Annotated in this window: 25 protein-coding genes; 23 read left to right on the top strand and 2 right to left on the bottom strand. The window is 36.8% G+C overall.

The window, feature by feature from the left end; translation table 11 throughout:
• The first annotated feature begins 32 nt into the window (after nucleotides 1-32).
• The 19 genes from proS (at nucleotide 33) to ACMZ42_RS03125 (ending at nucleotide 20491) form a co-directional block, all read left to right on the top strand.
• The gene (gene proS, locus ACMZ42_RS03035; RefSeq protein ID WP_415730512.1) at nucleotides 33-1469 is read left to right on the top strand and encodes a proline--tRNA ligase; all 1437 of its coding nucleotides are present in this window, start codon (nucleotides 33-35) and stop codon (nucleotides 1467-1469) included.
• Nucleotides 1470-1804: 335 nt separating this feature from the next.
• Entirely contained in the window at nucleotides 1805-2188 is a 384-nt protein-coding gene (locus tag ACMZ42_RS03040; RefSeq protein WP_370083442.1) for a hypothetical protein, read from the top strand.
• Nucleotides 2189-2338: 150 nt separating this feature from the next.
• Complete coding sequence (locus tag ACMZ42_RS03045; protein ID WP_415730513.1) at nucleotides 2339-3040, top strand: CbrC family protein; 702 nt, start codon at nucleotides 2339-2341, stop codon at nucleotides 3038-3040.
• A gap of 348 nt (nucleotides 3041-3388) precedes the next feature.
• Nucleotides 3389-4234, top strand: a complete 846-nt coding sequence (locus ACMZ42_RS03050; RefSeq protein WP_415730514.1) for a YwqG family protein — start codon at nucleotides 3389-3391, stop codon at nucleotides 4232-4234.
• Between the two features lie 159 nt (nucleotides 4235-4393).
• The gene (locus ACMZ42_RS03055) at nucleotides 4394-5632 is read left to right on the top strand and encodes a DUF6138 family protein (RefSeq protein WP_415730516.1); all 1239 of its coding nucleotides are present in this window, start codon (nucleotides 4394-4396) and stop codon (nucleotides 5630-5632) included.
• A gap of 311 nt (nucleotides 5633-5943) precedes the next feature.
• Nucleotides 5944-7626, top strand: a complete 1683-nt coding sequence (locus ACMZ42_RS03060) for a DUF6138 family protein (RefSeq protein ID WP_415730518.1) — start codon at nucleotides 5944-5946, stop codon at nucleotides 7624-7626.
• A gap of 256 nt (nucleotides 7627-7882) precedes the next feature.
• On the top strand, nucleotides 7883-8293 hold the full coding sequence (locus tag ACMZ42_RS03065) for a hypothetical protein (RefSeq protein WP_370083448.1): 411 nt from the start codon (nucleotides 7883-7885) through the stop codon (nucleotides 8291-8293).
• On the top strand, nucleotides 8290-8487 hold the full coding sequence (locus ACMZ42_RS03070) for a hypothetical protein (protein ID WP_415730519.1): 198 nt from the start codon (nucleotides 8290-8292) through the stop codon (nucleotides 8485-8487). The genes ACMZ42_RS03065 and ACMZ42_RS03070 overlap by 4 nt, the downstream gene beginning before the upstream one ends.
• Nucleotides 8488-9104: 617 nt before the next feature.
• Nucleotides 9105-10409, top strand: a complete 1305-nt coding sequence (locus tag ACMZ42_RS03075) for a PQQ-binding-like beta-propeller repeat protein (protein ID WP_415730520.1) — start codon at nucleotides 9105-9107, stop codon at nucleotides 10407-10409.
• A gap of 359 nt (nucleotides 10410-10768) precedes the next feature.
• Entirely contained in the window at nucleotides 10769-10996 is a 228-nt protein-coding gene (locus ACMZ42_RS03080) for a hypothetical protein (RefSeq protein ID WP_370083451.1), read from the top strand.
• 14 nt (nucleotides 10997-11010) lie between these two features.
• Nucleotides 11011-12675, top strand: coding sequence for an Imm51 family immunity protein (locus ACMZ42_RS03085; RefSeq protein WP_415730521.1), 1665 nt, complete (start codon nucleotides 11011-11013; stop codon nucleotides 12673-12675).
• A gap of 70 nt (nucleotides 12676-12745) precedes the next feature.
• A complete protein-coding gene (locus tag ACMZ42_RS03090; RefSeq protein WP_415730522.1) occupies nucleotides 12746-13060 on the top strand; it encodes a DUF5713 family protein in 315 nt (104 codons plus the stop codon).
• A gap of 110 nt (nucleotides 13061-13170) precedes the next feature.
• Nucleotides 13171-13581, top strand: a complete 411-nt coding sequence (locus ACMZ42_RS03095) for a hypothetical protein (protein ID WP_415730523.1) — start codon at nucleotides 13171-13173, stop codon at nucleotides 13579-13581.
• 92 nt (nucleotides 13582-13673) lie between these two features.
• Nucleotides 13674-14381, top strand: coding sequence for a WGR domain-containing protein (locus tag ACMZ42_RS03100; RefSeq protein ID WP_415730524.1), 708 nt, complete (start codon nucleotides 13674-13676; stop codon nucleotides 14379-14381).
• 131 nt (nucleotides 14382-14512) lie between these two features.
• Nucleotides 14513-15034 carry a hypothetical protein gene (locus tag ACMZ42_RS03105; RefSeq protein WP_415730525.1) on the top strand — a complete coding sequence of 174 codons (522 nt, stop codon included), beginning with the start codon at nucleotides 14513-14515 and terminating at the stop codon, nucleotides 15032-15034.
• 550 nt (nucleotides 15035-15584) lie between these two features.
• Nucleotides 15585-15911, top strand: a complete 327-nt coding sequence (locus ACMZ42_RS03110; RefSeq protein ID WP_415730526.1) for an ArsR/SmtB family transcription factor — start codon at nucleotides 15585-15587, stop codon at nucleotides 15909-15911.
• Nucleotides 15908-16318 (top strand): SRPBCC family protein, encoded by a 411-nt coding sequence (locus ACMZ42_RS03115; protein ID WP_415730527.1) that lies wholly within the window; start codon nucleotides 15908-15910, stop codon nucleotides 16316-16318. The genes ACMZ42_RS03110 and ACMZ42_RS03115 overlap by 4 nt, the downstream gene beginning before the upstream one ends.
• A gap of 209 nt (nucleotides 16319-16527) precedes the next feature.
• Nucleotides 16528-19698: an ATP-binding cassette domain-containing protein gene (locus ACMZ42_RS03120; protein ID WP_415730528.1), complete on the top strand. Its 3171-nt coding sequence runs from the start codon at nucleotides 16528-16530 to the stop codon at nucleotides 19696-19698.
• A gap of 103 nt (nucleotides 19699-19801) precedes the next feature.
• Entirely contained in the window at nucleotides 19802-20491 is a 690-nt protein-coding gene (locus tag ACMZ42_RS03125) for a diphthine--ammonia ligase (RefSeq protein ID WP_415730529.1), read from the top strand.
• A gap of 482 nt (nucleotides 20492-20973) precedes the next feature.
• Here the strand turns inward: ACMZ42_RS03125 and ACMZ42_RS03130 are convergent, their stop codons facing one another.
• The gene (locus ACMZ42_RS03130; RefSeq protein WP_370076291.1) at nucleotides 20974-21090 is read right to left on the bottom strand and encodes a YjcZ family sporulation protein; all 117 of its coding nucleotides are present in this window, start codon (nucleotides 21088-21090) and stop codon (nucleotides 20974-20976) included.
• A 464-nt stretch (nucleotides 21091-21554) separates the two neighbouring features.
• Here ACMZ42_RS03130 and ACMZ42_RS03135 point away from each other — a divergent pair, with 464 nt between their 5' ends.
• Nucleotides 21555-23363, top strand: coding sequence for a M3 family oligoendopeptidase (locus ACMZ42_RS03135; protein ID WP_415730530.1), 1809 nt, complete (start codon nucleotides 21555-21557; stop codon nucleotides 23361-23363).
• Nucleotides 23364-23793: 430 nt separating this feature from the next.
• On the opposite strand, the gene ACMZ42_RS03140 is transcribed toward ACMZ42_RS03135, so the two are convergent.
• Nucleotides 23794-24408 carry a hypothetical protein gene (locus tag ACMZ42_RS03140; RefSeq protein WP_370076297.1) on the bottom strand — a complete coding sequence of 205 codons (615 nt, stop codon included), beginning with the start codon at nucleotides 24406-24408 and terminating at the stop codon, nucleotides 23794-23796.
• Nucleotides 24409-24571: 163 nt separating this feature from the next.
• On the opposite strand from ACMZ42_RS03140, the gene ACMZ42_RS03145 reads away from it, so the two are divergent.
• The 3 genes from ACMZ42_RS03145 to ACMZ42_RS03155 all read left to right on the top strand — a co-directional run bounded on the left by ACMZ42_RS03145 (nucleotide 24572) and on the right by ACMZ42_RS03155 (nucleotide 26807).
• Nucleotides 24572-24988 (top strand): VOC family protein, encoded by a 417-nt coding sequence (locus ACMZ42_RS03145; protein WP_415730531.1) that lies wholly within the window; start codon nucleotides 24572-24574, stop codon nucleotides 24986-24988.
• A gap of 330 nt (nucleotides 24989-25318) precedes the next feature.
• Nucleotides 25319-26164, top strand: a complete 846-nt coding sequence (locus ACMZ42_RS03150; protein WP_415730532.1) for an alpha/beta fold hydrolase — start codon at nucleotides 25319-25321, stop codon at nucleotides 26162-26164.
• Between the two features lie 385 nt (nucleotides 26165-26549).
• Nucleotides 26550-26807, top strand: coding sequence for a hypothetical protein (locus ACMZ42_RS03155; protein WP_415730533.1), 258 nt, complete (start codon nucleotides 26550-26552; stop codon nucleotides 26805-26807).
• The last annotated feature ends 49 nt before the right edge of the window (nucleotides 26808-26856 follow it).

The following is a 26856-nucleotide window of genomic DNA, read 5'->3' on the forward strand; positions in this document are numbered from 1 at the left end:
GTAGGTAAAGTTACAAAAATGGAGGAGAGAAAATGACAACACAACAAAATGATTTTTCAAAATGGTACATCGAGACAATCCAAAAGGCAGACTTAATGGATTATACACCAGTTCGCGGCTGTATCGCATTTAAACCAGACGGCTATGAAATTTGGGAACATATTCAAGAAGAGATGGACCGTCGTTTTAAAGAAACAGGTCATCGCAACGCTTATTTCCCTATGTTAATTCCTGAATCCTTCTTCCAAAAAGAAAAAGATCATATCGAAGGTTTCTCACCTGAGCTTCCTTGGGTAACGGAGGCAGCAGGCGAGAAATTAGAAGAACGTTTAGCACTTCGTCCAACTTCTGAAACGATGATTGGCCATCTCTATTCGAATTGGATCAAAAGTTACCGTGATTTGCCGGTCTTAATTAACCAATGGGCAAATGTTTTTCGTTGGGAGAAGAAAACACTCCCATTCATTCGAACATCTGAATTTTTGTGGCAGGAGGGTCATACAGCACATATTGATGAAGAGGATGCACGAAAAGAAACAATGCAAATGTTGGCTATCTATAAGGAGGTAGTAGAAGGTTTACTTGCCATTCCTGTCTATGATGGACAAAAAACACCTTCAGAACGTTTTGCAGGGGCGGTCGATACATTTTCTATTGAAGCAATGATGAAAAATGGCAAGGCCGTACAAGCTGGTACCTCTCACTATTTAGGTACAAAGTTCGCTGAAGCCTTTGATATTAAATATTTAAATAAAGCTAATCAGCATGAATATGTACACACAACATCCTGGGGGACTTCTACACGTTTAATTGGTTCAGTAATTATGGTTCATGGTGATGAGCAGGGTCTAATTTTGCCGCCACGAATTGCACCGACCCAAGTTGTCTTAATCCCTGTAGGTCCATGGAAAAAGAACCCTGAAATTATGGAGAAACTAGATGACATCTTTGCAATTCTTAAGAAGAAGGGAATTCGAGTACGTCTTGATGACTCCGACCAATCACCAGGCTTCAAATTTAATGAATGGGAATTAAAAGGTGTACCAGTTCGTGTTGAATTAGGACCACGTGACTTAGAGAAAAACCAGGCATTGTTAAAAGCACGAGATGAAGATGACAAGCAATCCATTGACCTGAACGACATTGTTGTGGCAATAGAAGAAGAACTAACAACGATGCAAAGTCGTTTATTCGAAAAAGCACGTAAATTCCGTGATGAAAACGCCCATACAAATATTGATACACTGAAAGATTTACAGCAACATATTAACATTTCCAAGGAAAACGGATCTATTCCTGGTTGGGTTCTTGCTGGATGGTGTGGAGATGATGCCTGCGAGGAAAAAGTGAAAGAAGAGACAAAATATACTTCTCGTAATATTCCATTTAACCCACCAACTACGAAAACGACTTGTATTTGCTGTGGAAATGAAGCGAAACATACAGTTTGGTTTGCTCAAGCATATTAAAAAGAGTAGTGTTTATTAATTTCCTTGATGACGGTGGTCATATTATCGAGGAGTGCTATTTGCGCTTGAATGCTCGTAATACAATTTCTGTGATGTTCTCTATACTCATACTGTGTCGTGTGCATGCCCCTCTATGTTTACTATATGAGTAGAACAAACGTAGAAGGTATATTCTTTCACTTCTGTTTTTGTTTGTTTACGACTCGTTTTCCACTGCATCTCCAGCTGGAAATGCAGTGTTTTTATCTTGATTTTTTTCTGTGTTTTCAAAAAAATGCTAATATGCTAGAATAAAAAACAGAACATATATTCTTTTTTTGTGGAGGGTGAAAACAATGAGTTATGATTTAATGGTCTTTGATAAAGAGCAAGCTCCAAACAATAAAGAAACATTTTTGCAATGGTATGATGAACAAACAAAATGGGCTGAACCACATGACTACGTAACAATAACAGTTACAACACCAGCATTACAAAAATGGTATCAGGATATGGTAGAACAATTCCCCAATATTAATCTGGTGGATGAGGAATTATTGGATGCGGATGAAGATGACGAGTTAGAGAGTCGTTTGACTGAATATAGTATTGGCTATGCCATGATTTACACAGCTTTTGCCTGGTCTGTAGCGGATGAAGCATATCATACGATGAAGGAGCTTGCAAAAAAACATGGAGTCGGTTTTTTTGATGTGAGTGGTGAGGGGGAGATTTTCTAAATCATTACATCGTATGTAGAAAGGTGGATAAGAAATGACAGAAAATCTTATTGCGCAATGGCAAGAGCAAAGAAAGTCAAAGCAATTAACGCCATGCATAAGCTAAGGGAGCAAATTCAAAAAGCGGAGCCAACAGAGGTGAATTTTCGCATGCTCATCGAAATTTTCTGCATGTTGCAAATGTATGACGAGGCATACAAAATTTATACATCCGTCATGGATTTACGCAATAAAAAAGATCAGAGAAAATACGGCTCGATTAAATATTGGATTGACAATCCGCAAAATGTAAAGCCATTATTGCCACGTGTCATTCAGGAGGAAGCAGAGATGAAAATACCATTACCAACATTTAAATATATGCCGAATCCAATACAAGCGAATATTTTTAAAACGGGTGATTTAGTTGTTTGCGACTGCTGTGAGCAAGAAGTGGGCATTTATTGTACAAAAGGCATTTATGCGATTGAAGAGGTTGAATATCTTTGTCCAAACTGTATTCATAGTGGGCTGGCTGCGCAAAAATTTGATGGTCAATTTCAGCAAGATTTATTAAATTCCGAGCTTGTGAAGAATGACGACTATACAGATGAAGTGTTGCATCGCACACCTGGCTATATTAGTTGGCAAGGAAATGATTGGATAGCACATTGCACGGATTATTGCGCATTTATTGGTTATGTTGGCTGGCAAGAGCTGGTGGAGATGGGCATTACGGAGGAGTTTGTACATTTTAATGCTCATACCAAAGAAGAGCTAGCCGCTACTTTGCGTAATAATGGCTCGCATCAAGGTTATCTATTTCAATGCTTAGAATGTCAGCAATACATTCTGTATTCCGATTTTGATTAATCTACATTGGTGAAATATGGAGCAAGTTGACCATGGCTCTGGAGAAAATGTACCAGAGTTTCTACACAAGTTAGTGCGGAGAAATGACCAAAATTTCATGGAGAATATTTGTTTCATTAGCGAAATATGCTTGTTTTATAGATTAGAAGGAGACATTTTCAAGCATCTGCATAAACGGTAAAGCATCGATTTCCAGCTTGCGATAATCCTTGTTAATTGGCTGTTCAGGACGGACTAGTGTAACAACTCTAGCTAAAAGAATGGGGAGTAAAAGTACAATGATTTCTTGTTGGCACAGGATTATTTCAAGTAAGTACATGAATGGTAATAGAGAAAGGAGCTACGAATATGGAAAAATTACGCTCAGCATTACTTGATTTTGAGCTTGAAGAAGCCACTGGGCAAATTTTACAATTCGCTAAAAATTCTATTCGCGCTATAGCGACGCCAACTGCGGATGAAGAAATTCGAATAGGTCATTCTAAAATAGGGGGAGCACCTGATACACCGACAGATTTTGTGTGGCCACAAACAAAGAATGGGCAACCACTCTATTTTCTTTGCCAGTTAAATTTAGCGGAGGTAAAGCCTTTTGATTCGAATCAATTACTGCCTGCAGAGGGGCTTTTATCCTTTTTCTATGATGCAGTGGAACAGCCTTGGGGTTATGATCCAAATGATGAAGATGGCTTTCATGTTTTCTACTTTACGCAAGTGAATTTTCAACGAACGGAACAACCCACAACTATAAAGGAGTCTATTAAGAGCGCAGTGCTATCCTTTAAAAACGAATGGACATTGCCGTCATGGGAATCGCCTGATGGTCAAAAACTAACAGTTCTTTTAACGGAAGAACAGGCAGATGCTTACGGTGACTTCTTCTGGAGAGATGAAACAGAACGTACAGCACATCGCATTGATGGATATCCTAATACGATTCAAGGTGATATGTACTTACAATGCGAGTTAGTGACGAACGGTTTGTATTGTGGCGATTCCACAGGCTACGAGCATCCTTTGCGCAAGGAGTTAGAACCTAACGTAAAAGATTGGCAACTGCTATTACAGCTTGATTCTGAAGATGATCTCGGTTATATGTGGGGCGACAGTGGTAGACTATATTTCTGGATTCGCGAGCAAGATTGTAAAAATAAAGCCTTTGATAAAGTATGGGCCATTTTGCAATGTTATTGAAACTACTAGAATTGTAGAAATGGAAGAGGATAGGGTGTTATTCATGGTGTCGAAAGTGCATGTTTGGCTAGGCATTAGTCATGTAGATGACGAAATTGCAGATCCATATGACAATCAATATAAAATATGCCCATTTTGCTGATAAAAGGAGGCAATCGGATGAAAGTAAAACAATTTATAGAAAACGAAGCGTTATGGCTACAGCTTGAACAAGAGCTACTAGCAAAGCAATATAAACTTGACGAAGGAAGCTATCCTGCTAGTATTATTACGCCTTCTTTTTCACTAGATGCCTTCGCATTAACGGAGGTGCTTTGCCACTATCAACAACTTATATTATTAGACGTATTTCGCCAAGAGCTTGGCTTTGAAACACAACGCTACTGCCTTTCTCGCTTCACGCAAAAACAACAATCTTTGAGCTATATGCCATTACTTCGCTACTACGCAATCACTTTAAGAAAATACGGTGCAAGCTTTGAATCGTTAACTGTTGAGGAAATATTGCGAACGATTAAGGAATTAGACATTGAAACATATAACCATTTACTTATAGTTGGTTCTGGCACTTTACCAATAAATAAATGCCGAGCTGAATCCAACCTTATTTATTGTTATGCAAATGATGTGCTGGCTACCATCTTGATTCATATTAAAGAAGAAACAGAGGAAGCGTACCGTGAAGCCATGCTCTATTTAAATGCTTTATTGGAGGAGGATTTCCCGAAAAGCTATAGCATTTCCTATGAAGGGGAAAGTGATCTAGTGCTGCCAATTGAGCGTTTACCTGTCACACCTTCCCATCATTTTTTTGCAAAGGTGTTGAGCTATCCAAACCTACATGCTGCGCTAGTGGAATATAGCTACAAAGCGATGGCTGAGTATCATTTTTACGAGGATGTTCCGGATGAGGAAGCGGCAATGCCAAGCACGTTTGCCGTTTTTGGCCTTGGTTTATACAATAAAAGTTATAGCAAGCTCATTATCGACTATATGGAAATATGCGATGCTGATCATTCACCACCGACTGAATATTTTGCGAAAGCCTATGTGGAAAGGTGGGGGTTAACACCTGAAACATTGCCAATCTTTGCTTACATTGTCGCAACTGTGCCAACTGTTCCATACGAACCTTTCTTTGAACAGGCGATGAATACGGATGAAAATTTACAGTGGCTTGAAAAATATATGACAACGCCCTTTATCGAGCTTTGTCCCGTGATTTCACCTGAACAAAATGAACGTATGGAAGAATACAAAGATCTAGATGTAGGATCATTACTGTATACATGCTTTGCGATTGTCCATTTGAATGACTTCACCAACCCGAAATTTATGCGGATTTTATCGCCATATCGCGAACGTTTTGAGGAAATATTGAAGGAGCTCGTGTCATGACAATAGAAGAAAAAATCATACACCGAACGAAAGGAACACTCGTTGATTTAGTTCATCAACATTAAAAGTAATTGACAGAAAAGAGATGGAACGGTTGGCATTTGTAAAAGAAGTCATAGCGATCCAAGGGGGCACTGACTTTGCCGTCTAGTGATGAATTGATGGATATTGAAATATACGAACAAGGATAGTCGTGGTTTTGGTGCAAAAAATTAGGTACTAGTTTGATAATTAAGAAATCACGATTGTCCTTTTTGTGACGCGAAATCAACTACTGATAGAACAAAACAATCAAATGGGGGGAAATGAATTTGTCACAGTATATAGAACAGTTTTTGGTGGATGTATGGCAGCAGTTAGAGCGATTTTATCAGCAGGAAAACGACCGAATTAGTAATACGAAGGACTGGAGCCGACTCCATATAGGGGTGAAACATTATGTAAAGGTGAAATGGACATCAGAAAAATTGAATAAATTACAATGGGGAACCCCTCATTATGGAACGATTTCTATTTATACATACGAGCCATTTAGTTGGCATGATGATGCTTATAAAGTAGCAGCGGGCGATTACATGCAAGAAATTACAGACATCAACCAAATAGAAGAATTATTTTCCGCTTTATGTGCCAAAATGGATACGATTTTCCAATCCGATGAATATCATGCGAAGCTTTTTGATTATCGCCTTCAACTTATTTTGGAATTTGAGCATGATGGGCGTGATATATGCTATCAAAAAGAGCTACTAAATAACGACAAATTCACATTAGCGAAACAAACGTTAGCTACTTTTATTGAAACAAAAGTGATGGCTGATTTACCTGTATGTCCTGCTAAGAAAGATGGATTTTTCTTTGCTCGTTGCCTAGTCAATCCTCATTTTTTCCATCAGCGCGTAGCTGATATCGAACCAATAATGCAACGGTTATTGGAGAAGTATAGCGGGAATGAAGAACGCTTAAACCAGTGGAAATATGATTATACATCGGCATTTAAAGATTGGGCAGAGGAGTATATTTTATCGGTTTATTTTGAGGAGACAGGAGAATATGAAACGAAATGGATACTAAACTCAGCGGCTAGACCTAAGCAGAAGGAGCTAGAGTTCTTTGTTTATATTGCATTACAAATCGGATCTAAAGAACCTGATACACGTAAGCAATATCTTGAATTGGCGCAGCAACTTGGTTCACAAGAGGCGGAGGATTATTTACAAAATGGCAGTGATCATTTTGAACATAGAAGGAAAAGTGCGCGCTTTCAAGGAGCAGCCAATGATATTCGAAAATTCATTTCAATTCACATCATTGTTGAGGAAGAAGAAACCTATCGTGAAGCGTTGCATTACATCATCGATTTGTTACAAGCGGGCTTTGTCAAGGGCTATAGCTTACAGTTAGAGAGTCAGGAAGAAAACTATTTACCGATTCAAGGCCTTGCGAAAACGGAGCTGCATCAATTTTTTGCAAATTGCCTAGCGTATCCAAACCTGTTCCCATTGATTGCCGACTATGCAAAAGTGGCAATGGAGGAATATGCATGGTATGAGGACGTGGAGCCTAGCGAGCTATCCGCTATGCCTGGAACATATGCTGTATTTGGTCTAGGGCTTTTTAGCGATGCTTATTTTCCCCTTGTGCAAAGCTATATGTCACTTGTTGATTCAGAGCACCAGCTTGTACAAAATAACTATGCAGAAGCTTTTCTTAACATGCACGACCTATCAGTGGAACAGATGCCTGTGCTGATTGACATTTTACTTAGCGCAAATGAGGGGGAGCTCGAGCAGTTAAAAGGAATTCACGTTGATGAACTGGAATTGCTAGCTGAATTAATACATCAACTGGAGAACAAAGAAGATTACCAACGTAGCTATGTATTATATCAAATTTTTGGTAGTATGGAGGATCTAGCACAGCGTATTGAAAAAGAATCAGCGCCAATCCAAGAAATGCTAGAAAAATTACTAGGTTGGATGGAAGATTATTAATTGGTTAGCTTTCCTTAGTTCTTTAAAGAGCAAGACTTCTCAGTAAAGTAGGAAGTGCAATGTTGAGGAGATGCTAGCTAATATGTCATTTTTATTAGCTGTCATGTTTTAGATGAAAATAGATGAAATCAGAGCATTACTTAAATCGAGAGCAAAAGAGCTCCGAGATAGTTAAAATCGCAATTGCTTTTGATAAAAAATCAGATTTGTTTACCACCTTCGAGTTGCTGAACAATTAAGAAAGAGGAGGATTCCATTGTTAGATATTAATCCTACTACTGCTTGGATCGATTTGTTGTCCACCTATGAAGTCAATCCGAAATATGGCGATCCTGATGTCATTGATCAGTACCTGGATCAGCGGGATGCCGATCTGTTTGATTCACAATGGATGGCTGCACATGGCGACCTGACAGCTATCATTGACAGTATGTTGGTGGCGGATCGAAAGAAGATAGAGATGCTTCAGAATCGTGCTAGTAAGCAAATTTACGAAACAATCATTGGACAGACTAGTCACTCTGACCTAGCCGCCTATGCATCCGATGATGTAAGGCTGATTGTTGGCTTCCTTGTGACGGGCCAAGTTAACAGTTTTGTTCTTGAAATGAAGGAAAGTTACGAACGAGGCGATTTACCCAATGTTGAAGAGAGTCCTTTTTCATGAGAAAAACCGTGCCTGCAGATGTTTCAATCCGCTGGGCGCGCAGTGATATCCGGCAATCTAGCCATAGTTTGTGGCTTGATTTAGAGAAAGAATGTGTGCATGTCAGTGATGGTTGGGGTGTAGCGTTTGCCGCATTGCGACTATGGGCTCTTGACCTGAGTAATGGACGCGAAATGGAATCTTGTGTCTTTTAGAAAAGGAGCCTTATTCATGTATCTAAAATATTCGCCAAGAACCATTGTACCTTTCACTGTCCTTTCGGTACAGGAAAACACCGCTATTGCGGTAGTTACAATAGATGTTTTCTACGACGAATAATTGCAGGAGGAGATGCTTTTTACGCGAAAGCGAAGCGTCAGCAGCAAATTGTCACTATCCTCGTCGCAAAGGAGATGTCTCAAAAGAGTTTTTCAGACATCTCCTTTTGTATTTTAGACTAGCCTGAACAGGAACGTTTGTTCTATAATAGACTTAACTTGAATCGAGGAGCTCGTTTTATGACATTACGTTCCCACAAGAATTCGAGAAATATCGTTCAATTATTGAACCAACTATACAACCTGTTAAACACATTGACACGATTGAACTTTGAAAGCAAGTTCGAAGGCAATCCCTATTTCCGAGGGGCATCTTTCTATATGAAAATATTCCAGAAGAATAAAGCTTATGCTCCTTAGCACTGGGGCATCTGACTCCGATTATAATGTGATAGTCATTAGCAGGTTAGTTGGATTCGGTTAGGATGCTTTCAGAATAATGAAGAAACCGTAAAACATGATCAGATTAGTTAATTAACAAGGAGACTACTACAATGACAAATGATACTTTACAATTATCCCAGAAATGGCGAGAAGAGGGGGTACGTTATGCAAGTGAGATTAATGCCTACGTGCGCAGAGGATTAGAAAACAACTGGGAGGCACCAGGAGAGGAGCCGTCTGAAGATTCACGTGGACAAATAGCTTCGCAAGTGTACAAGTTTATTAAACAGGCGAATAGAACAAAGGAACTAGAAACGCTCCGTGAACAGTTTCCAGCTGCTTCTTGGCCATTTCAGGAAACGCACAGCCAACTGATGCGAGCTGTTTATCCAATTGCGCTTTTACGTGATGGTGCATTACTTGTTGCAGCGCAAAATGAAGATTTATCACGCACTGTCTATTTGATGGATAAACAGGAAGCAAACCGTATCGAGCATGTACATGCGGCAAGTTGTTCTGCGGATGGACGCGACATTGCTTTGATGGATGAGCAAGGAGTTCGTATCGTACGCGAGCCTGATCGAGAGTTGAACGGCTCTCTGCTGGCTACATACACATGGGCGACAATCATCGACCAATTGCGCGAAAATTACCCCGACATAGAGACCTTACAGCCAGAAAGCTATCGAAACGCAGATGTCATTCCATTTGCTGATGGCACGAAGTTATTGGTGGTGTCGCGTGACGGCATCTATTTGATTGAGGAAAAAGGTGCCCTCTTGTTACACCCGACAGCGGGAACTATACGGGAGTGGGCAAGTGAAGATGATGACTTGACAGCAAGTATAGAGATGCCACATGGAGCTATTTCGCGAAGCGGCAGGTGGCTGGCTTATGGAAGTCAAGGCAGCGAGCATTTGTTACTAGATATAGAAAAGTATGTTATGCACTCGTTTGAACCGATGTCGAGTTATCCGCATTACAGCTTGTTCAGTGCCAATGATGAGCATGTTTGGTTCAATGCATGTCATTTTTACAATGGATCTACGCTAGGTATTTCACTCCATAATCTTGAACAGTACAATAATGAAGAACCTCCTTCAATAGATGATAGTATGCGTGTATATGCCGGTGTTGCAGTGCAAGGGGGCAATATCATGGGTGACGCATATGGTTATTTGCGAATGATTGATTTGGAGGGGAATGAACTTTGGCGTTACTTCGTATCTGGGACAATCAGTGGCATGGCATTAAACTCTGACGAGACAATATTGCTTGTCGGTACATACAATGGAACGCTCCATGTACTTGATTTGACTAGTACAGAGCCAAGTCCATATGAGATTGGCACAAGTTCAATACGTGAATCGTACCGTTGGATCTTCTGGGATACTCAACAACCACTGTACTGGTAGTTTTTATAGGCAAAATCGACGAAACTATAAGGTTCTTTTTATCAACATCATATGTATTTGAAATGACAGATACTTATAATAGTTTGCGTTTGGTCTAAATTTTAAGTTTTGGTAGAATTAATCAATAAATGGCTACAGGTGTCACGATAGAAACATCTAAATGGATTCCTTTAATTAACATTTGAGATGAAGAAAAGATTTGTGTAGGAACAAGAGTTAGGTTGTACAATGTAGATCTAACTCTTGTTGAAGATAGCAAAGATGATTACTACGAATACTTAATATCATCTATTTATGACAATGAAACGCACTTACAGCAAACGGTTCACTTTAGAGCTAATATCTAAGGAAGTGAAAGTATGTTTTATCCGATTGGCAACACAACAATAGATTCTGATAAATATAGAGAAAAATTTGCAAAACGTTATTATCTGCCTTTTATGAAAGAATTGATAGACTTATCAGGATGTTCTTTAAAGGAAGCAAAAGAGTTGATTGATATAGTGATTCATGAGGAAGACATTATTGTTAACCAAACATCACAAGAGTTACAAGATACTTGTTTAGCTGAATTACAAGATGATTGAGAGGGAGTGGGATTATGCCAAAAAAATTATTGAATATGTTAGAAAAATGGTATGAGGAAAATCAACATGACAAAATTGTAGAAGCGATTGAACAATTGTCTAAGTCAGAGCGAGATTACGAAATAGTAGGTCATTATGGTCGTGCGCTTAATAATTTAGGGCGTTATCATGAAGCGTTGTCCCAGTTATGCACAGTTAAAAAACAGGGGCAACAAGATGCGGATTGGCATTGGCGTGTTGGCTATGCTTATTTCTATATCCAGAGATGGCAAGAAGCGCTGGCTGCATTTGAAAAAGCGAAGGAATTACAGTTTGATACTAGAACTGAAGAGTATATAGTAGCCTGTCGGAATATTATGAAAAAGTCAGTGGAAGCGCTAGATGATATCAAGCTTGTCCCTTTTCATGAGCGTGATTTCAGTCAATTTTGGGAAAAAAGCGATTATGCGGATAAAAATTATGTAGAAGTATCCCCCACTACTGAAATGATTGCTTCTATAGAAGAGGAACTTGGCTATAAATTGCCAGCAGATTATATTTGGTTTATGCAACAACAGAACGGCGGTATGCCAGTTAACACTTGTTTTCCAACGGCTATGCCGACTTCATGGGCAGAAAATCATGTGGCGATTACAGGAATTATGGGCATTGGTCGCGAAAAGGCTAATAGCTTGTGTGGCAGTTTGGGAAGTAGTTTTATGTTGGAAGAATGGGGCTACCCAAATATTGGCGTTGTCATAGCCGATTGCCCGTCAGCAGGTCATGATGTCATTATGCTTGATTATCGTGCATGTGGTGCAGATGGTGAACCTGCTGTTGTACATGTAGACCAAGAGGCAGATTACTATATTACTTTCCTTGCGCCGAACTTTGCGACTTTTATTGTCGGATTGGTGAATGAGGAAGTATTTGATACATCAGAACAAGATAAACTTGACGATTTGTATATGGTGAAACACGCACCATTCTCTCCTTTGTTACAGTCGTTTTGTGAGAAAGCTGAAGAGGGAAATCGGATAGAAGCAGTTATTCGAGGTATTTGTACGCAAATTGTAGAGGACAAAGGCTATTTTGCTTTACATGCAGATGAGATATCCATGCTGATGTATGATATCCAGTTTTGGTTGTACACTTGTGCTAATTCGAAGGTGACGCAAGCTCAATATTTAGCGGATTACAAGAATATCATTGCACTTGCACAAGGTTTCAGTACAGGAGGATATGCCCCAGACTTTGTTTCAAGTTGGTTAAATGAACGTATAGAGCAGGGGGAAATTGTAAGTCAAGAGGGGAAATTAAGTTTTACAGCGGAAAAGCTAGCTAGTCTACATGCACAAATGATGAATGAAGAACTAAAACCTTTTAGTTGGCTAGAACATGATAGTGGAAATATTTCGTTCCTATTAGAAGCAGGCATTTATAAACAGGAGTTGTTTGAAACACGGGCAGACGAAGGATTTCAAGGTAACGGCTACGATTGGTGCTCGCTTGCGAATGTGTATTTGCAAGAGAAGTTACCAGAGCTAGAAGGCATTGTACGTTTCGACCCAGAAGCAGATATGTTCTGTGCGTATGCCAGCGAAAAGGACGCATTGTTGCGATTCGCTGTTGGATTTAAAAAAGCTTGTGAAAATGATGAAAAGATACATGATTTATTTTCCAGGGCGATATTGGATTAATAGAGGAGGAAAAGAACTGGTTTTACTTGGAGATTATTGAAGGATAGTAGAGTTAAAGGAGGAGTTTAAGATGAAAGAAAGCAATTATTTAAAGGGTATGTATCAAGATAGTTATTATCCTAAATTTTTAGTAGATAAAATTAAAGGTATATTGGAGCAAATTGTCCGCTATTTAGAGCAAGGTCCCCATTCATTAGAAGATATACAAGTAAAATTTGATGAAATTACATGTGCGATAAATGATTTAGAAGACGAATTCTTAGAACATGACAGTGAAATTGAAACTGTTGCACGAGATAGTATTGCATTAACTGTTATTGATATATTGGATGTATACAACGTGAAGCTTGATATTGAAGACGCATTAAGAGAACGTGAATGGTAGTGAGTTATGTTTAAATAACTGTTACGATGCTACCCAATACTCTATATTATAAAGGCTTTTAAAGAGGGATTTTTTACTAATTAGAAACTCAAGATAAAGGGGAATGGCCTATGCAAGATATTCGACCAACGTCACGCTGGCGCAATGCTAAAAGAGAAGAAGAGGAAGAATTTACTGCTGGATTGATTGAGAAAGATGACTGTATTTACGCGGAATTGTTTCCAGATAGTTTTATTCATCAGACGGAAATGGTGCTAGAGCAGTATGCAGCATCCATTGCGAAACTGCCAAATCAGCCAGATAGCTATCCTGCAATTATGAAATCTATTGAAACGGTAGTACTTGCCCTAAATGAGATTAATGAGGTAGGTGGAGGCGGATTAATTGAAACTGAAGAACGAGAGGAGCTTTGCGACTATTTTGACCAAGTGCTGATTCGTTGTGGATTTGATATTGATGACCTTACTAAAAGTCAGAATCTTGAACGTTATGAGTTAACAGATGATTGGCGTGAGTGGTAATTAGAGGGAGGTATTCGTTTTTCTTGAATTAACGAGTGCGATATGGGGAAATCTTACAGGACCAAAGGGCTCTGGAGAGGATGTGCAGTTAGATGAAAAAAGCTTTTACATATCAAGACGAAAAATCAAATAAATTTTGGACAATTGATTATTTTGGGATGACAATATGTGTGCATTACGGAAAAAATGGAACGATCGGGAAGTATGATATGAAAGAATTTGAGTCACAAGAAATTTGTGAAAAAGAAGCCCAAAAGTTAATAGCTAGTAAAATAAAAAAAGGTTATCAAGAAAATCCTACATTTGATTTTGATAATTGTCTTTACTTTGATATAGAGGAATATGGCCCACATCCAAAAACGTCACACCCACGTTTTGTCGCCCATTTCACAGAAGAATTTTATTATGATTGTGGTGATGAAGAAGCACCTTTTGGTAGTGATGAAGGGTCTGATACACTTTATGAAATGGAAGAAGGCATAAGAAAGAAGCGCATCAATGACTTTGCTACTTTCCCGAAACATTTAATAGAGAATATATGGGGAATGCATTATATATCAGTTGACACATTGGATGAAAAAGCTGTGCGTGATATGGCAAAAGAGCATGAAATGGATATGATGCAAAGTGACATGATTACCTATTCAACAGCTTTTGGTCAAATCAAAATTACTGGGAAACTAGATTCAGCTTTGAAGAAGAATGCACTTTTAGCATTGAAGCGTTTTGCTATCATGTATTCTGATGGACAATTAACAGCAACGCAGCAGATAATGTATAATGATTTACTTGCGTTTTAAATTGAAGTCACAAGAAATAGACGGATTATAGCACGATTGACCAGTATTTAGAGTAACGAGATGCCGAGCTGTTCGATTCGCAATGGATGGCTGCAAATTTTCTATTTTTATAATGAAAGAAGATGATTCCATTGAAAAATTATCAATTTCACACTACATTATTTGGAGAATTAGACGTGCCTGTTGATAAAGGGCTTTTTGAAGATTTTACAATTACACTGGCTGGTAAAGAGATTGTAACAAGCCTTGATATTTTTGAGGACTTTTTAAATGATGACAATCAAGCAATTGTACAGAAATTTCTTGAGCATATTCCTGAACTGTATCAAAAAGCAAAGTCTACACTTTTAACTAATTGTCATACTGATACAGTGATTACTTATTTTATTCAATATGTGACGGAAGTAATTGATGAAGATGAAGATTATCAAAAATATTTGTTAGAGACTCTTAGTATGGTAGCTGTTGAGGAAATAACAAACGAAGCGTTGATTGATGTGTTGCAACCGAGATGTATTCGGATTAGTGCGAATCAACAGCATCAGCTCGACTGTGTTTTTGATTTTTCTCTGGATGAAAATTATAGCGACCAGCTTTTGGTTGTATACTTTGACGAAAATTTTGAGGTATATAATATTTCTCATGAAAGCTAGATCTTAATTTGAAAAGAAGAAATTTAAAACAGAGAATATTAAAAAAAGAAATGATGTAGATTTTAAATAAAGTTGTACCATCTATAAAAGAGTGAAAGAAGAGATTTAATATACTTCTTGTAGCATTCTTGCGGAAATGCAGTAGGCATACCAGAAGCAGAAAAGGAAAATAATACAAAACGTAATAAAGGCTATAATAAAGGAAAAGAAGTATCTACTTTCATGTCCATAAACGCGGACGTCAAAGTGGATACTTCTTTTTCAAGTAGAGGTAGTTTGGACAGGGGTATAAAACAAAAGCAAGCAATCCAAAGTAGTACTGATATGTCCAAGCTTATTTTTAAGATTTGAATTTAATGCATTAGATTTTTTTAAAAGCATCCTGAATACAAGTACGCGGTGGAGGACAAGCTCAGCAAATTTTATTTGTATTAATGATAGAAGAATAAAACGAATACAAATATCGCAAAATAAAAATTGACTGGACACTAAATGGTGTCATATAATTAAGACACCATTTAGTGTCCAATTCATAAGGGGGAGGGCGATTTTGAGCGACAAGACTCAAGACCGTGATATTTATGCTGCTATTGCTGATCCAACAAGACGCCAATTAATACGCTTGTTGGCAGATGCGGAAGAATTACCTCTTCACGAATTAACGTCTCATTTTCAAATGGGGCGTACAGCAGTTTCTAAGCATTTGGCTATCCTTAAAGATGCTGATCTCGTAATTGCTCGAAGGGTTGGTAGAGAAACGAGGTATCGTTTGAATGCCAGTCCGTTGAAGGAAATTCAAGATTGGGTATCATATTACGAAGGATTCTGGAAAGAAAGAATGGCTATATTAAATCTTTTATTGGAGGAAGAAAAATGAAAGCAGATGTATCTTTAGATTATCAATTTACAAGTTCAATCGAGAAAGTTTGGAACGCACTAACGGATTCAGACACTCTTGAAAAATGGATATGGAAAAATGACTTTAAACCAGTGGTAGGGCATAAATTCCAATTCCGAGCTGAGCCAAATGAATGGTGGGATGGCATTGTCAATTGCGAGGTGCTTAAAGTGGAAGAACCTCATACATTATCTTACACTTGGGCAAGCGCCGGAGAAACAACTACTGTAACATGGACGTTGACAGAAGGATCAGACGGAACTACACATTTACACCTTGATCAAAGCGGATTCAGTGAAGCAACGAAAGCTCGTCAAGGAGCGATTGAAGGAGCTAAATACGCTTGGGTTAACATGGGTAATCAGCTCGAAAAAGTGTTAGCATAAAAATGATTTCTTCTTCTCCCATGATAGCTGCTTTTCAAAACAATCTTGGAAGGCAGCTATCAAAAAATTAAGGAGAGTAACACATATTAATCGTTTGGCGCTTTTCAGGACACGAAAAGCGTCATTTTTAATGTCGATTCATAATCATAACAAATCCAGTAGTAGTTGTGCTAACATGACAATACTAGATGGAATGGAGAGAATATCCGATGAAAATAAATCAATTAATTGCTAACAATATAAACCGCTTAGATGTCGACTTGTCGGAAGATCAATCATTAGGAATTGCTGGATTGTCTGGCTCTGGTAAAACTACATTTTGTCAAACAATTGGTGAAGAATCTAAGAAGCGTCTCGTTTCTTTATTGCCAAAGGCTGAATATCAGTATTTGTTTCCCGATATTATGGAAACGAATTTCAGTGCCATTAAGATGGAAGAAATGCCTTTAGTCCTTTTTCTTGGGAAATCATCAATTTCTACTAATCCACGTTCAACGGTTGGTACCCATACAGGCGTTTTTAAAGAGGTTCGCGAAAAGCTTGCAGATCAGTTTGATCTTTCGCCAGAGGTTTTTTCCTTTAATAATGCATTAGGCTGGTGTCCTGCATGTAAAGGACGTGGAACAACTAAAAATGTCGAATGCAAAAAGTGTGAGGGTAAGCGTTACAGTCCGGAAGTTGAGCAATATAAGCTAGAATTATGGAATCAGCCACATAGTATTTCGGATATTAACAATTTAAGTATTGAAGCGATTTATTCCCTTTCAGAAGAATTAAATATTAGCGAAGAGAGACAACATATTCTTGAAAATATTATCAATATGAATATTGGTTACTTAACAATAAATAGGATCATGGGCACTCTATCTGGCGGGGAATTAACACGACTTTACTTGGCAGAATTTATGGCTGCTAGTGAAAATACCGTAATTATTATTGATGAAATTTCTGTTGGTCTTGATCACCAAACGCTGTTGAAAATTTTACAACAAATTAAACAATTGGGCTATAAAAACCAAATTTGGCTAATTGATCATTCTGATACGGTACTCGATACAGCGGATGAGCAACTATTCTTCGGGCCAGGTAGTGGGAAATACGGCGGTAGAATCGTCGAAGAATCACCGCGTCCAGAGCCAATTCATTGTGAACGAAATCAGGCAGTACCTACAGACTATTATCAATTTCACGAACTTTACTGTCGTAATATTGAAATGGCTGACATTCAGATTCCTAAAAATAGACTAGTAACCGTTACAGGTGAGTCTGGCTGTGGGAAATCGACCCTTGTCAATGAGTGTATCTCTAAGGATTTCTTAAAACGATATCCAAAAGATAAACTGGTTATGGTAGGACAAGACCGCAACCAATCGATTACTAGTCGATCAACTGTTGCAACGTTTCTTGATATTAAAAAGAAAATGACGAAATACAGTGACGACATAAATGATGTTTTCCAACGTTCCATTGAAGACATTATTGAGGAGCTTCCAAATGAAGATATCGCTCATAAACGCTTAAGTTTACTAATCAAACTTGGGCTCGGTTATTTAACGTTGGAAAGAAAAACACAATCTTTATCGACAGGTGAATTTCAATGTGTTCATTTAGTTTCAGAGCTGTTTTCGAACGCAAGAAACCCCCATACGCTATTTATTTTTGACGAGCCTTCAAAAGGTTTATCACAAAATATTTTAAATCAATTCATTGATAGTGTCAGGGACATTCTGCAAGATGAATCCGTTTCTATTATGATGATTGAGCATAATGCTTATATGATAGAAAGCTCTGATTTTATCGTTGATTTTGGGAAGAGACAGCAGGAACCTGTTCGACATCTTGATGTTGTCAGTCAAGATGATTATTTCAGTCAGCATAACAGCATAAATAGTGATGCTTCATTGCATATACCGTCAACACTATCTTCAAAAAAAGGCATGCATTATTTAGAAAAAAATCATATTAGCTATTTTAAAAATGCCGAAAACATCTATAAAGGTGGTATTTTAAAAAGCTTGTCATCAATGGCCCGTTTAATTTATGGTGAGTATGAATCCGCAACAATCGCACCTGTCGTCGCCATTGATCTAGAAAGACACTTGTATAGTCAGTATAGTTTTTTATATGAAATCGGTGGACTGATTAACCATATCGTGGCTGCACATCCGACGAATAAAGATACGAGAAGCTTCGATTTCTTCAGCCAGGAAAATCATTGCCCTAGTTGTTCTGGTCGCCTTCAAATTGAAAAATTTGATTTCGATATCGTCATACAAGACAAAACAGTGCCATTCTGGGATGGCTTATTACATCCAGACGTGATGGAAGTATTAAAATATTATCAATATCCGAAATTACAATTCCTTTTTGATGAGATCAAGAATGAACTGGGTCAAGATATTAGTAAAAGCTACAATGAGATGACAACGGAAGAAAGACATACCTTCCTATATGGTTATTGGGAAAAATCATTTTATGATAAAGCAAGTAAGTCCTCAAAAAAATGGGAAGGTTTTAATTTTATCCTTGGACGTTATATCGTTATTTCGAAATCAATTATTAAAGAGCAAATGAAAGAATCAAAAGAAATGATTGCCTGTCCAATTTGTCAAGGTGCGGTGCTAAACCATAAGAAAAAACTAACGTTTGAAGACACTGATATTCGCGAGATAATACATCAACCTATCGATCAAGTCATAAAAACTGTAGGGAACTTACCAGAGCTTGAAAAACTAAAAGCAATTGTAGGCGGCGATATGACTCTTACGGAAGATGTCTCTTTACTTCCTAGAGAAACGCAAGTATCGTTGAAAATGCTTGAATTAGATCTAGCAAGCTTTGCCGGTTATGAAATAGTACTAAATAATGTTTTACCATTCTGGGACAAAATTAAAGACAATATCGAAGCAATAAGCAGCAAAAATCTCCTAACAATTTGTGATTTTGCCAATATTGACGAAACGAGAGAAACTATCATTGACCAATATTTCACTAATGGAAAATACAAAAAACTAACGTACGTCTATGAAGCATTTGGCTACAAAAAAATTGTGACACAAATTAATAAAATTAAAGCAAGTCATAAATGTCCATTCTGTAATGGGAAGAAAGTCATTTCAGAAGACAATCTCCATGATGGCGTCTATAAATTATCCGTACCATGTGTTAGTTGCTCTGCAAGTGGTATCAATGATGAAGGACGGAAGGAAATTGTCGATGGTGTAGACGTGCAAACATGGCTAACGGGCAAAGTCAATGACGTTGTCGCTGAAAGTTTAATCACGGAGGCTGTTGCAGATATTCCAATTTTCAACCGTATTCGTGAATTGAATAAACGAGATATGATGGCAATTTACCAATGCCTTGAGCAAAACAATTAGATCAAGCCTCTTTGAAAACTCATGTGCAATTGCATATGAGTTTTCATGTTATTCTAGGAGGAGCTTATAAAAAGTCATTAGAAACTAAAGGGGAAAGATATGCATGGCAGAATTAATAGATTGGAAAAATAATGCTCGAGGGCATAAATTCATAGCTTCTTTTAGCGGGGGAAAGGATAGTGTCTTAGCTTTATATAAAGCAATGAAGGTTGGAGAAGCGCTTGGATTAATCGTCATGTTGGAGGAAGAAGGCGAACGTTCAAGATCCCATGGAATGCCTCCGGAACTTATACGTGCTCAAGCTAAATCGATAGGTTTACCTGTTTATACTGCAGCAGCAAGCTGGACAGAATATGAAAAAGTATTTACGCACCTTTTAGAAAAAGCTAAAAATCAAGGGGCAGAAGTGTTAGTAACAGGAGACTTAGATATGCCTGAACATGGCTGCTGGCATGACAAGGTTACGAAGAATGCTGGATTAAAACTAGGCATGCCTTTATGGGAGATGGGTCATCGTGAAGCTGTTGAAGAGTTCATAAACCTAGGATTTGTTACAATCATTGTAACTGTTAATTTATCTTTGGGCATGCGCGAGGAAGATTTAGGACGGACGTTAACCCTTGAATACATAAAGGAGCTTGAATCTCGTGGTATTGACCCTTGCGGAGAAGGTGGAGAGTTCCATACTACAGTATTAGATGGGCCAATTTTCAAACAACCTGTCCCAGTTCGTAAATGTGAGATTATTAGAAATGGAGAATATGCGTTTTTACCTTTAGAACTAGATCATTAACTAAATCATACAGATACGTGCAAAAGAGTATAGTTGTAAATAGCGGAATAAAAAACAGAGAATAACATGGGGGCATCATCTATCTATTTGAGGTGGGGTCTCATGTTATTTTTTTGTTTGCTTGCAAAGAATGTTTTAATGTTGGTCTAACTATATGTAGTTGGGTATCAATAAGGTTTCTTCGTTATCATCCATATCATTAACGAACATAAGTAGTAGAAATGCAATTCCACCATCAGCTGAAAACGTCGCTAATTAAATAAAACACGACCAATATCTTCAACCGACTGTATGATAAGAGGTTTTCTTACTATCTCAAAAACGACACTCAGTGCCCCTTCAGATGCGACTCAATACTTAACTTTGATTTAAGAAACTATTAAAAGGGTCACCGGAGGATTGTGACCCTTTGTAAATATTCGAAGGGAAAGGATAACTTTATATTATCCTAAAAATTATGGGATAGATGGCGGTATTGGGTATTAATAGAATCCGATGAAGCTAGTGCCGACAATAATCAATAGAATGAATAGTACAACGATTAGCGCAAATGCTGAACCAGTACCGTAGCCGCCGCCATTACCGCAGTATTCAGACATAGTTATTACCTCCTTTCTACAATCTATAATATGAATAGTTGTTAAAAGGAACTGCGATATTTATCTACTCATTGAATATAAATTTTTAAAAAATCTTCCCATAGCAGTTGTTCTGTCAATTTAATCTTGCAGGGATACAAAATGAATATCTTTTGCTTCAAAATCTTCCTTGATTTCAATTAAACGCTTCGTTTTTCGACAATTGCATCAAGCTGAAGTGATTACGACTGATCTTGCGTATTACCAGGCGCATATCTAAATTTCAAATCTTCCTTTCTTTATTCCTTAACTATGTAAAAAAGAGGGAATTAACGTATATATTAACCATTTGATTTTAGTTATATTAGTAAATTAACAATTTACTTAAGCAATGGCGCAAGATTGTTAAATAACACTCACTAATGTAAAATGGGAATGTATGTTTGTTTATTACTGAATAGTTAAAATTTAAGGGGGAGAAATAAATGGGCGAAACAAAGTATAGCCAAGTTTGGAACTTAGATAGTCTGTTCCAGGGCGGAAGTAAATCATCTCAATTACATGAACATATAAGATATTTAGAAAAAGAAATTTCTGAATTTGAAGAAAAAACAAATTCCTTTAATGTTCCACAAAAAATAAATGAATCAATTAATGTTGCGGTTTTAGTTGAATACATAGGAGATATTCGAACTAATATATCTCAAGCAAATTCTTTTATAACCTGCCTTCTTGCCCAAAATCCAAAAGATCAGGATGCTATAATTCTGCAAGGGAAAATCACGATAATAAATACTCGTTTTGAATCTGCATTGAAAAAAGTGAAAAACACTCTGGTAAAAATTGATACCCATTTGTGGAAAGATCTACTGAATACTGATGTTTTAGCAAACTTTAAGTTTATACTGAATGAATGGCGTGAAGATGGTGAGACAACCCTTTCAGATGGAGAACAAAATTTAGTATCGGACCTCATGGTAGATGGATATCATGCTTGGGGGCAATTTTATAATTCTTTTATGAGTACTGTTACGATAAAAGTTCAAATAAATGGAGAACAAAAAAATTTATCTGTAGGTCAAGCTATCAACTTACGTTCACATCCTAATGAAGATGTTCGTAAAGAAGCCCATAATGCTTTAGAACATACGTGGAAAGAGAATGAAGAACTATTTGCGAAAATATTAAATCATATTGCAGGTTTTCGATTACAAGTTTACAAGAAGTCTGGCGTGGATAATGTAATACAAGAATCTTTAATTAAAAATCGTATGAAGGAGGAAACGCTTCATGCGATGTGGTCTGTAGTTAATAAATATAAAAAACCTTTCGCTGACTACCTAAATCAAAAAGCAAAAATAAATGGCTATAAAAAGATGCAATCCTTTAACTTTTGGGCACCTATTACAACAAAAAGTCAAAAAATAGAATACGAAGATGCTGTTAATTTTATTTTGGAGCATTTCAGTGAATTCGGAACAGAATTAGAAAATTTCTCTAGAAAGGCATTTAGTGAAGGATGGATAGAAGCTGAAGATCGTGCAAATAAGTCAGCTGTTGCATTTTGTTCAGGTTTTCCACTTTCGAAAGAATCAAGAGTTTTCATGACATTTGGCGGTACAATTACAGATGTATTAACACTTGCGCATGAATTAGGACATGCCTTCCATAACGATGCAATGAAATCTATTAATGGAGTGAATAAACAATATCCAATGAGCATTGCTGAAACTGCTTCAACGTTTTCAGAGATGATTATATTAGATGCGGCAATGCAAAAAGCTAAATCTACTAATGAAAAATTATTTTTACTTGATGAGAAATTAAAGCGTAGTGTTATGAATTTCATGAATATTCATTCTAGGTTTTTATTTGAAAAGAAATTTTATGAAGAACGTAAAGAAGGAATTGTTTCATCATCACGCTTAAACGAAATTATGCAAGAAGCAATAGATGAAGGATATGATAGTTCTCTTGATAATCCTTCACTGCATTCATGGATCTGGACACCACATTATTATATTACACAATCTCCTTTTTATAATTTTCCATATTCATTCGGATATTTGTTTGCATTGAGCATATTTGCAAAAGCAAAAGAAAAAGGTAAAGAATTTGAAAGATGTTATTTGGATTTACTTCGTGATTCAGGGTGTATGTGCACAGAAGATTTAGTGATGAAACATTTAGGTGAAGATATCACTTCGGAAGCTTTTTGGAAAAAAGGAATTGAATTATGCGTTAAAGATGTGGATGAATTTATCAAATTAAGTAGTGAGTATAACAATATTTAAAGATGACGAAATCTTAATGATAAAAGAAAATAAACCAACCGCCATTGGTAAGTGGACTTTCAGTGGACTTATTGAATATGGTGAAAACATGATGTGAACGATGGAACGTGCTGGTAGCAGAGAATGTACATTCAATCATTATTTTAAATAAACAATTAGGTGAACAAATCATATTTTATTATTGCGGGTTACCATTTGGGATCTCGCCAACCAAATGATATATATCCCACATTTTGTGAATTTCAACAAAACGAAAGCCAATTTCCTGTACGCAAAGAAGTTGGCTTTGTTTGTTGTATTTTGAGTAATTTTTCAATTTAAACGTCTTATTTTTTTACATATAAAAAGTCACGCTTTGAACAAAAAAAGATTGATTTCGATCCTTCTTATTTCGCTAGTGTCCGCGTTAACGAAAAAATTTAGAGTGAAATTAATTAGGTTTAATGTATTCTCCTGTGGAAGCATTAAAGCCCGCTGCTTCCAATTTTGTTTGGTCACTATTCCAACCTATCACTATTAGAAGGGTAACATTTCTCTCTATATCTTTTCTAAGCATAAAATTATAGCCTTTAGCCCAATCTTTACCTGGATAAATACCGCCAATTTTTATGGCTTTTTGAAGCAATTCAGGTGAATCATACTTAATATCTTTCATTTGTATAAACTCTTTTTTAGGGTAAGGAGAAGTACCATCACTCGTTAAATCATTTGTATCATCTATTTTTCCGTCATGAATGGTTACTAAAAAAGCCTTATTAGTTTCTGGCACTCCAAATAAAATATTCCAATGCTTTCTTTTGCCGTTACTTCCGATTGACTTTCCAGGCTTATCTAAATCAATATTTATTGCATCTTTTAATTGAGCATTTTTATTCCATTTCAATGCAGGTGGATAGGCTAATTCAATCGCTTGTTTTATTGATAATTCTTGCTGTTCATCGGCTTCAAATGTATCTTTTGTTAATTGTAGAGAACTAGCAGATACTATCTCAACAGCATCAATTGGAACTAATAAAAGTAAGACAACAAAAACAATTCTTTTCATTTTCTCAAGCCCTTTTTAGGTGTATTGTTTCCAAAACTTATTCAAATATTCTGCGTCGTTAGTAAAAAACATTTGTCGAACAATTCCCATGGCAAAAAGGGATATACTGGATTTTATAGAATACTATTAACCAACCTAAATTTTTTAATCAGGAGTGAGGGAATTGGAAGTTACTGAAGAGCAAAAGTCATTATTCAGTAGAATTGGCTATCTCTATTTACCAGCTAATAATATCGATGAAACAATTGAATGGTACCAGAATAAGCTAGGATTTAAGCTTAAAGCACCAAAATTTCAGGATGATATTGGTTATGTGGCAGTATTAACACCGCCAGAAGGATATGTTGTATTACTCCTTGTAGAAACAAAGGATCATACAACAGCAGATTTTTTACGCGATGGTCGCCTGTATCAAACTTTTACGTTGAATTGTCCAGATCTTGAATATACACATCAATCATTAAAGGCTAACGGTATAGAAGTTACCGAGATTATGATGCGTGCAGAAAATGCTAAATATTTTGTCTTTACTGACCCATCAGGTAATCATATCGAGGCTGCTTGGTCTGTATGGGACTGAATGACAAAAATAGGTGCTTTAGTACAAGAAGAATGATTAGACTTTATGTTTAATCATTCAAAAAGATAGTTGCTATTCAACTAACGGTCTGTTTAGTGGAACAAGATATAAAACTTTTGATGATAAAATTAGTCAATTGTAAAGGCTGTATTCTAAAAAAATATTGCTATATAACTCCCATGAAAGAACGTAATAATCTTTCATTTTCTGTGGTGAAATGTTGATTTTTTGCGCTACATAGATGGCTAACGGGGGAGGTTAGTGGAAGAAGGGCCATTGTAATAATGTGTAGAAATAAACAAATATAATTAATTCTAAACAGGAGGTATTATGAAGGATATTAGTTTATGTGTTAAAGAGTTGGATGTCCATTATTACGAATTAGGAAAGAACACTAAACCCACAATAGTCTGTTTACACGGACTTGGAAATAGTGGGGCAGTCTTTTCTGAGTTAGCTGAATACCTAGAAGATGATTTTCATATATTATCTTTTGATAATCCAGGTCACGGAGGCACATCTCCTTTTGTAAATGAAGATGGTTATCTATTTTCAAGTCTTGCAAAATGGTATAACGATGTATTCGAACGAGTCTTAAAAGAACCCTTTTATATTTTGGGCCATTCTTGGGGAGCTGATATAGCTTTACACTATGCTAAAATGTACCCTAAAAAAATTAAAGGGGTTATCTTACTTGATGGTGGCTATACGTTTCCAGATTTCCAAGTAGATATGACCTTTTCTAAAGTATATGATGGGTGGAATGATTATATGGAGCATTCCTCGGTTTTTGACACTTGGGCTGATGTAATCGGGGATTACCAACAATATACTGACCGATGGATTGAAAAAATTGAACAAATGGTTCAAACACTTTTTAATAAAAGAGAAAAATATGAACTTATTACTTCAAAGTTTACTGTATTATCTATTATTAAAGCATTTTTTAGAGAAAGTTTTACAACAGCTTATCCATACATAAAATCACCATTGATTCTTATCCACGCAACTCTTCCCAAAGAGTTAATAAACGCTAGAAGAACTGGAATCAACAAATTAAAACAGCATATAGAAAATGTCACCATTGTTTCAATGGAAGCAACTGATCATATGGTTCATTGGGATAACCCTAAAAAAGTAGCTAATGAAATTCATAACTGGGTATCTAAATGTTGAGCTACGTGGCGATTGCAAAAAAAATATTACACCAATTGAAGTGAACGGAACCTCGGAAATTGGGGACGTTGTGGTCATTTCTTTAATAGTAGCCTCATTTCTAGCTGCATTTTTTAGCCAAAAGGGCAAGTTGAGAATTTTTGCTTTAATTGTTTCCGCGATTCCAGTGCTTTTTCTACTAGGATTAATTTTACTACCGATATTTTATTTGTTAGAGCAATAATCGAATACGTTCTTTGTAAGAAGATGGTGAGTTTATTGCACTTCAACTAACAAGTGCTTTAATTATAAGAAGATTGTGGAAAAGATAAAATATTTCCGAAATAAAGGTTATCTATTTGTTTCTTGAACACCAATAAAAATTGTTAAAAAGAGTGGTGATAAAGTGGAGAATGCAGAGCAAAATAAGCGTATTCTTTATGCGGTTTTCGAGCATGATATTCAATTGCCAATCCTAGATATTACTCATCCCCTTTTCAACGCAAGTATTGATGAACAGGCGTATCATTTGAGCTGTCTTAAATCAGCCAAGAGCATTGAATCATTAAAAAAGATGCCTGGCTTTATCCGCAACATCTTTGTGACTAAACATAAAAAGAAGAAAACAAGGCCAGGACTAAGATTCCTGGTCTTATTATGTTAGTCATTACTATAAGGTTATTATTATATTCAGAAAATAAAATTGACGTGAA

The organism is Lysinibacillus sp. NPDC056185, from assembly GCF_047737915.1.
In the GTDB taxonomy this organism is placed as follows: domain Bacteria; phylum Bacillota; class Bacilli; order Bacillales_A; family Planococcaceae; genus Lysinibacillus.

Coding starts and splice junctions, on each gene's coding strand:
- proS (WP_415730512.1), top strand. CDS start 33: ATGACAACACAACAAAATGATTTTTCAAAATGGTACATCGAGACAATC.
- ACMZ42_RS03040 (WP_370083442.1), top strand. CDS start 1,805: ATGAGTTATGATTTAATGGTCTTTGATAAAGAGCAAGCTCCAAACAAT.
- ACMZ42_RS03045 (WP_415730513.1), top strand. CDS start 2,339: ATGCTCATCGAAATTTTCTGCATGTTGCAAATGTATGACGAGGCATAC.
- ACMZ42_RS03050 (WP_415730514.1), top strand. CDS start 3,389: ATGGAAAAATTACGCTCAGCATTACTTGATTTTGAGCTTGAAGAAGCC.
- ACMZ42_RS03055 (WP_415730516.1), top strand. CDS start 4,394: ATGAAAGTAAAACAATTTATAGAAAACGAAGCGTTATGGCTACAGCTT.
- ACMZ42_RS03070 (WP_415730519.1), top strand. CDS start 8,290: ATGAGAAAAACCGTGCCTGCAGATGTTTCAATCCGCTGGGCGCGCAGT.
- ACMZ42_RS03075 (WP_415730520.1), top strand. CDS start 9,105: ATGACAAATGATACTTTACAATTATCCCAGAAATGGCGAGAAGAGGGG.
- ACMZ42_RS03080 (WP_370083451.1), top strand. CDS start 10,769: ATGTTTTATCCGATTGGCAACACAACAATAGATTCTGATAAATATAGA.
- ACMZ42_RS03085 (WP_415730521.1), top strand. CDS start 11,011: ATGCCAAAAAAATTATTGAATATGTTAGAAAAATGGTATGAGGAAAAT.
- ACMZ42_RS03090 (WP_415730522.1), top strand. CDS start 12,746: ATGAAAGAAAGCAATTATTTAAAGGGTATGTATCAAGATAGTTATTAT.
- ACMZ42_RS03095 (WP_415730523.1), top strand. CDS start 13,171: ATGCAAGATATTCGACCAACGTCACGCTGGCGCAATGCTAAAAGAGAA.
- ACMZ42_RS03100 (WP_415730524.1), top strand. CDS start 13,674: ATGAAAAAAGCTTTTACATATCAAGACGAAAAATCAAATAAATTTTGG.
- ACMZ42_RS03115 (WP_415730527.1), top strand. CDS start 15,908: ATGAAAGCAGATGTATCTTTAGATTATCAATTTACAAGTTCAATCGAG.
- ACMZ42_RS03120 (WP_415730528.1), top strand. CDS start 16,528: ATGAAAATAAATCAATTAATTGCTAACAATATAAACCGCTTAGATGTC.
- ACMZ42_RS03125 (WP_415730529.1), top strand. CDS start 19,802: ATGGCAGAATTAATAGATTGGAAAAATAATGCTCGAGGGCATAAATTC.
- ACMZ42_RS03130 (WP_370076291.1), bottom strand. CDS start 21,090: ATGTCTGAATACTGCGGTAATGGCGGCGGCTACGGTACTGGTTCAGCA.
- ACMZ42_RS03135 (WP_415730530.1), top strand. CDS start 21,555: ATGGGCGAAACAAAGTATAGCCAAGTTTGGAACTTAGATAGTCTGTTC.
- ACMZ42_RS03140 (WP_370076297.1), bottom strand. CDS start 24,408: ATGAAAAGAATTGTTTTTGTTGTCTTACTTTTATTAGTTCCAATTGAT.
- ACMZ42_RS03150 (WP_415730532.1), top strand. CDS start 25,319: ATGAAGGATATTAGTTTATGTGTTAAAGAGTTGGATGTCCATTATTAC.